Source organism: Luteibacter sp. P4_D7_3, from assembly GCF_056401735.1.
The window spans coordinates 1-6,785 of sequence record NZ_JBFUIT010000224.1 but is presented as its reverse complement, the minus strand read 5'-3'; the positions used below and the strand labels follow the sequence as shown (position 1 = coordinate 6,785).

General features: G+C 64.3%; 6 protein-coding genes. 4 read left to right on the top strand and 2 right to left on the bottom strand.

Annotation, left to right across the window (positions count from 1 at the left end):
- Positions 1-1,569 (top strand): AMP-binding protein (locus tag AC1DSN_RS16300; protein WP_477331680.1); only part of this gene is annotated, 1,569 nt, incomplete at its 5' end.
- Positions 1,570-1,624: 55 nt separating this feature from the next.
- Here AC1DSN_RS16300 and AC1DSN_RS16295 read toward each other — a convergent pair.
- Together AC1DSN_RS16295 and dinB are read right to left on the bottom strand one after the other, a co-directional pair.
- Complete coding sequence (locus tag AC1DSN_RS16295) at positions 1,625-1,978, bottom strand: PilZ domain-containing protein (RefSeq protein ID WP_477297622.1); 354 nt, start codon at positions 1,976-1,978, stop codon at positions 1,625-1,627.
- Between the two features lie 137 nt (positions 1,979-2,115).
- A complete protein-coding gene (gene dinB / locus AC1DSN_RS16290) occupies positions 2,116-3,303 on the bottom strand; it encodes a DNA polymerase IV (protein ID WP_477297623.1) in 1,188 nt (395 codons plus the stop codon).
- 393 nt (positions 3,304-3,696) lie between these two features.
- Between dinB and AC1DSN_RS16285 the strand changes: the two genes are divergently transcribed.
- The 3 genes from AC1DSN_RS16285 to AC1DSN_RS16275 all read left to right on the top strand — a co-directional run.
- Entirely contained in the window at positions 3,697-4,500 is an 804-nt protein-coding gene (locus AC1DSN_RS16285; RefSeq protein ID WP_213948173.1) for a segregation and condensation protein A, read from the top strand.
- Positions 4,501-4,564: 64 nt separating this feature from the next.
- A complete protein-coding gene (gene scpB / locus AC1DSN_RS16280) occupies positions 4,565-5,416 on the top strand; it encodes an SMC-Scp complex subunit ScpB (RefSeq protein ID WP_477331678.1) in 852 nt (283 codons plus the stop codon).
- The coding region (locus tag AC1DSN_RS16275; protein ID WP_477331676.1) for a pseudouridine synthase at positions 5,413-6,785 on the top strand (1,373 nt) is incomplete at its 3' end. The genes scpB and AC1DSN_RS16275, both read left to right, overlap by 4 nt.

The following is a 6,785-nucleotide window of genomic DNA, read 5'->3' as shown; positions in this document are numbered from 1 at the left end:
TACAAGAACTTCGGCAAGGTACTCACCTATGGGCAGATCGACGAACTGTCGGCGGCCTTTGCTGGCTACCTCTCCGGGGAACTCGGGCTGAAGAAGGGTGATCGCCTCGCGATCATGCTGCCGAACCTGTTGCAGTATCCGATCGTGCTGTTCGGCGCCCTGCGCCTCGGCCTGACGGTAGTCAACACCAATCCGCTGTACACCACGCGCGAATTGCACCACCAACTGGAAGATTCCGGCGCGAAGGTGCTCGTTGTCCTGGACAACTTCGCCGCCACCGCCGAGCAGGCGCTGGACGGCACCCAGGTCAAGAACGTCATCACCACCGGTGTCGGCGACATGATCGGGTTCCCCAAGGGGAACATCATCAACTTCGTCGTGAAGAGCATTCGCAAGGAAGTACCGGCTTATAAACTGCCGATGGCCGTCCGCTTCAAGGACGCCCTCGCCCGCGGCAAGTCGCACCCGATGCCGAAGACCGACGTTGGCCACGACGATATCGCTTTCCTGCAGTACACCGGCGGCACCACCGGCGTCGCCAAGGGTGCGATGCTCACCCATCGCAACATGGTCGCCAACATGCTCCAGGCCGATGCCTGGATCAGTGGCTCGGCCAAGGAAGGTGAGGAGATCATCGTCACGGCGCTGCCGCTGTATCACATCTTCTCATTGACGGCGAACGGACTGGTCTTCACGCGCATGGGCGCGCTCAACCTGCTCATCACCAACCCGCGCGACATGAAAGGCTTCGTCAAGGAGCTCTCGAAGGAGCGCTTCACCGCCATCACCGGCGTCAACACGCTCTTCAACGGCCTGCTCAATACCCCGGGCTTTGCCGACCTCGACTTCTCCGGCCTGCACCTCTCGCTCGGCGGCGGYATGGCCGTGCAGCGGGCCGTGGCGGAGCGCTGGAAGAAGACCACCGGCGTGACGCTCGCCGAAGCGTACGGCCTCACGGAAACCTCGCCGGCCGCCTGCATCAACCCGCTGGACCTGAAGGAATACAACGGCTCGATCGGCCTGCCCATTCCCTCCACCTATGTGCAGATCTGGACCGACGACGGCCAGGTGCTGCCCGTTGGCGAAGTGGGCGAGCTGTGCATCAAGGGTCCGCAGGTGATGAAGGGCTATTGGAATCGCCCCGATGAAACGGCCAAGGTGCTTGACGCGAACGGCTGGCTGCGTACCGGCGACATCGCCCGCATGGATGCCAACGGTTACATCTACATCGTCGACCGCAAGAAGGACATGATCCTGGTCTCGGGTTTCAACGTGTACCCGAACGAGATCGAAGACATCGTCATGGCGCATCCGGGCGTGGCCGAAGTGGCGGCGGTCGGCGTCGACGACGAGCACTCGGGCGAGGTAGTGAAGATCTTCGTGGTTCGCAAGGATCCGTCGCTCACCGAGGAGGCCCTGCGCGAGTACTGCCGCGAGAACCTCACCGGCTACAAGCGTCCGAAGCAGATCGAGTTCCGCGATGCATTGCCGAAGACGAACGTCGGCAAGATTCTTCGTCGCGAGCTGCGTGATGAGGATCGGGCGAAACGGAAAGCGGCGCAGGCCTGATTCGAATAAAAAACCCCGCCTCGAGCGGGGTTTTTCGTAAGAGCATCGCCAGCGATCAGTCGTCCTTCCACTCTTCGAGCGTATCCGCATACCCGCCAAGGAACTCCCACAACGGCCTCTGCTTGTCCTCGGGAATAAGGGTATAAGCCATGCCGATCTGGCGCGCCGACACACGCGCAACCATGGCTTCCATATGAATATGCAGGTCGTGACCGAACACCATGTCGAGAATCCAGGTCTGACCGGGCTCCCCACGCCAGCCGAGCGGGCGGCGCAACATGACCCCCGTCGCCGAGATGTCGACAAGATCGGTCGGGTGCGCTTCGCCGCCGCGGCTCATCAGCACCGCGGTCTGCACCTTCATCCGCGCGTGGCGATAGCGCGTGTTCGAACTATCCTTGTCAGACATCAGCGTACTCATCCATTCCGGTTCCTGCTGCACCTTATACGTCGAGTTCGGCATGACCGCACCCCGCACGACTTACCTTGCGTGTCACAAACGGACACATTAGCGCAGTCGTAGCGTTCGCTCGCAACCATGGGCGTTCACTCGCTCCCGCGCGTCTTCAGTACACCCGCGCGAACCAGGGCACCGGCGCCAAAGCGCTCGTTGATCCGGTCCTGCACGCTATCGGAGCGTTTTTCCGAGACCGGGGCGGCAAACATGTCCTGTTGTTCATCGCCGTACCGGGCATCGAACCCCGAAAGCGTTACGCCGAGCAGTCGGAGCCTCGGTCGCGGGTGCTGATTCCACCACAGGTGAAGCAAGCGACGTGCCACAGCATAGATTTCCGGCGTAGCGTTGCCGGGAACGGGCAACTGTGCCTGCCGGCTATGGGTGACGAAGGGCGGCTCACGCAGCTTCACCGACACCGTACGGGCGTCGACACCACGCGATCGCGCCCTTGCCCCCACCCGTTCGCACTGACGTAACAGCCAGGCCTCCGCGATTGGTAGCGCTTCCACGTCGATGTCAAAGGTCCATTCGGAACCGATAGACACCTCGGGAGCGTCCGTCACCACCGGCCGCCTGTCCTCGCCCTGACACAACTGACGCAACTGGGCCGCATGGCGCTCGCCGACGGCCTTGTTCAGCCGCCAGGCATCGGCGCGGATCAGGTCGCCGATGGTGCGAATGCCGACCTTGTGCAGGGACTCCTCCGCCACCTTGCCGACGGTCCACATGCGCCCGATCGGCAGGGGATCGAGGTAGCCCTGCACTTCCTCGGGATGGATGTGCAGGAACCCATCCGGCTTGGACAGCTCACTGGCCAGCTTGGCCAACAGCTTGTTATGCGCCATGCCGACCGAGGCGTTCAGGCCCGTGCGCTCACGGATGGCCTGCTTGACCCGACGGCCAATGGCCTCGATCGACGCGAACAACCGCAGGCTGGCAGTGACGTCGAGGAAAGCCTCGTCCAGCGAGAGGCCCTCGATCATCGGCGTGACCTCACCGAACACCGAGAAGACGATCTCAGAAATTTCGGCGTAACGGGCGTGACGGGGAAAGATATAGATGCCGTCGGGGCAGCGGCGACGCGCTTCGGAGGTGGGCATGGCCGACCGGACCCCATACGTGCGGGCCACGTAGTTACAGGTAGAAACCACCCCGCGACGCCCCAGGCCGGCCACGATCACCGGCTTGCCGACCAGGCTGGGGTCGTCCAGTTCCTCCACGGACGCATAGAAAGCGTCCATGTCGACATGGATGATCGCGCGGGGGGCCTGCTGCATGAGCGATATTGTGCCGGAACCGTGGGGCACCCGGCAGGCAGCCCGCTGGACTTGGGCGGGCGCAGGCGATACCCTGTCGTCAATCGGGTGAACTTATTCGGGCGTCATGCCCTCACCGGTCCGTGGTTCTGGACCGTGAGCGGACCGCTCCCGACGATCTTTCACAGGCGGTGACCCTCCTGGGGTGTCCAGCGGCAATGCCCTTCGCTCGTCAGCGACGATGCGTGGCATGCCGGGCGAGGTGGCGGTATAGCCGCCGGACGGCATCGATTGTTACGTTCCTGGTCGCAGTCGCGACCCTTCTGACGTGTGCCGATGACTAACGAGACAACCGAAGTTCAGGTGGTCGAAAAAACCCAGGGTGCCTTTGCAGGTGTCCCGCAGCAGCAGGAAATGCCCCTCGCGCTCGTGCGCGGGCAGGCAGTGATGCAAATGCCGCAGGACCTGTACATTCCGCCGGACGCGCTCGAGGTCATCCTCGAATCGTTCGAAGGGCCACTCGACCTGCTGCTTTACCTGATCCGCCGGCAGAATCTGGACATCCTCGACATCCCTGTCGCCGAAATCACCCGGCAGTACATGGACTACATCGACATGATGCGCGAGGTGATGCGACTGGAGCTCGCGGCGGAATACCTGCTGATGGCCGCGATCCTTGCGGAGATCAAGTCCAGGTTGCTGCTGCCCCGGCCGCCGGCCGAGGAAGGCCTGGAAGACGACCCGCGAGCGGAGCTGGTTCGCCGCCTGCAGGAGTACGAACGCTTCAAGCGGGCTGCGGCCGATATCGAAGAGATGCCGCGCCTGGAACGCGATACCACCGTGGTGCATGCCTTCGTCGGCGAACACAACGTGGTGCGGGTACCACCCCCGCTGGACCTCAAGGAGATGTTGCTCGCGCTCAAGGACGTGCTCGGTCGGGCCGATCTGTTCACGCACCATGCGATCCAGCGCGAACCGCTCAGCGTGCGCCAGCGCATGGGCGACCTGCTCGAGTCACTGGGTCGCGGCGGGTTCCACCGTTTTGAAACGCTGTTCGACGTGACGGAAGGTCGACTCGGGGTCGTTGTCACCTTCCTCGCCATGCTCGAACTGGCCAAGGAAATGCTCGTCGAGATCGTCCAGGAAGAAGCCCTCGGGCCGATTTACCTGAAGACGAAGGTACTGAGTGATGCCGAGCCCGAAGAGGCGCTCGCCTGAAGGCCCATGAGGGCCACGAACATCGAACCGATCCGCGCCATACGCGCGGTAAACCCGAAGGCCTATGCAACCCGAACAACTGAAACCCATCGTGGAAGCGGCGCTGCTGGCGTCGACCCAGCCGATGACGATCGCGCAGTTGAAGGCGATCTTCGGCGACGAGGACGAAGTGACCACGGACGATATCGTGGTCGCGCTCGCCTCCCTCACGCACGACTGCGACGGTCGCGGCGTCGAGTTGATCGAAGTCGCGTCGGGCTGGCGTTACCAGGTCCGTCGGGATGTTCATGGCTGGGTGTCGCGAATGTGGTCCGAAAAACCCAGTCGCTATTCCCGCGCACTGCTCGAAACGCTGGCCCTGATCGCTTACCGCCAGCCGATTACCCGCCCGGAAATCGAACAGATCCGTGGTGTGGTGGTCTCCTCGAACATCATCAAGACGCTCGAGGAACGCGAATGGATCCGCGTCGTCGGTCATCGCGATGTTCCCGGCAAGCCGGCCCTGTTCGGAACCACCCGGGGATTTCTCGATTACTTCAGCCTGAAGTCGCTGGATGCCCTGCCCCCGCTTTCGGAGATTCGCGACCTCGAAGACATCAACCCGCAATTGCGGTTCGAAGGTGATGGCATTCCCGCGCACGCACGCGTCGGTGCCACCCTGTCGATCGATCCGGACAACGAAAGCCCCACGAATACCGAAGACACCGATGATGTCGTGGCTGAGGCCATGAYGATCGAAGAAACACCCGCCATCGAGGCCCCGTCCGCACAGGACGATGAGGTCGAGATCGCGAACCAGCTGCCTGCCGGCGACGACGTCGCCGCGGCTTCCGCCACTGCCGAAGAGGCAGAGAACCCCGAAGGCGACGTCGCCAAAGACGATGCCGAAGAAGATACTGAGGAGTCACGCGCATGAGTGCGCCGCAACGTTCCGTTCTATCCCTTAAGCGCGGCGAAAGCCGTCCCGACGATGGCACCGTGCTCGAAGAGCGCCTGCACAAAGTCCTGGCCAACGCCGGCCTCGGCTCGCGCCGCATGCTCGAACAGCGCATCCAGGCGGGCGAAGTCGAAGTCAACGGCACCGCCGCCACCATCGGCTCGAGCGTCCATGCCGGTGATCGCGTAGTCGTCGACGGCAAGCAGTTCGTCGTCGCCACCGACAGCCGTAACGACGCCGAAGTGATCGTCTATCACAAGCCGGAAGGCGTGGTAACGACTCGCGAAGACACCGAAGGCCGTCCCACCGTGTTCGAACAGCTGCCGCGCCTGAAGGGTGCGCGCTGGGTCGCCGTGGGTCGCCTCGACATCAACACCACCGGCCTGCTCCTGCTCACCACCGATGGCGAACTCGYCAACGCGCTGATGCATCCCAAGAGCGGCCTCGAGCGCGAGTACCTCTGCCGTGTCCATGGCGAGGTGCCCGACGAGACCATCGAACGCCTGARGGCGGGTGTCGAACTCGAAGACGGCCCGGCCCGCTTCGACGAGATCGCCACGATCAGCCGCGGCGGTAGCCACAGCTGGTTCCGCGTCACCATTCGCGAAGGTCGCAACCGCGAAGTCCGTCGCCTGTGGGATTCGCAGGGTTTCCTGGTCAGCCGCCTCAAGCGCATCCGCTACGGCACCGTGGAACTTCCGCGCGCCCTCCGTCGCGGCGACAGCGACAATCTCGACGAAGCCGCAATCAAGGAACTGCGCACGCGCGCAGGCCTCGGCGCCCCGGGCGCCGTACTCACCCTGAGCGCCGTCGTGCATCAGCGTCGCGCCCCGCGTCATGTGACCGAGTACAAGCCGGACGGTCGTCCGGCAGGTGCCTGGAGCTCGGGTCGTCACGACGAAGCCCGTGAGCTCACCGCTTTCGATCGCCTGCGCGATGACAATCCGCGTGGCGGCCGGGGTGGCGCTGGCGGTGGTCGTGGTCGCCCGGGTGGCGGCGGTGGCCAGGGCGGCGCACCGCGCCGCGAAGTAAACGGCAATGTCGCTCGTCCCGAGCGGGGCGGTGGTGCGGCCGGTGGCCAGCGCTCGCGTCGCGTCGCGCCGGGCCAGGAACTGCCGTCGCCTCGCACCTGGTTTGCCGGCGACAGCCGCACCGGTGGCGGAAATGCAGCAGGCGGCGCACCGGGCAACCGTGGTCCGCGTCCGGCCGGCCGTGCTGGCGGCCCGGGTGCAGGCGGCGGCAATCGCGCGCCGGGCCAGGGCGGTCCGGGTCGTGCCGACGGCAATCGTACCGGCGGCGGCGCACGCTTCGACGGCGGTGGCGGCGGTAATCGTGGCCCGCGTACGGG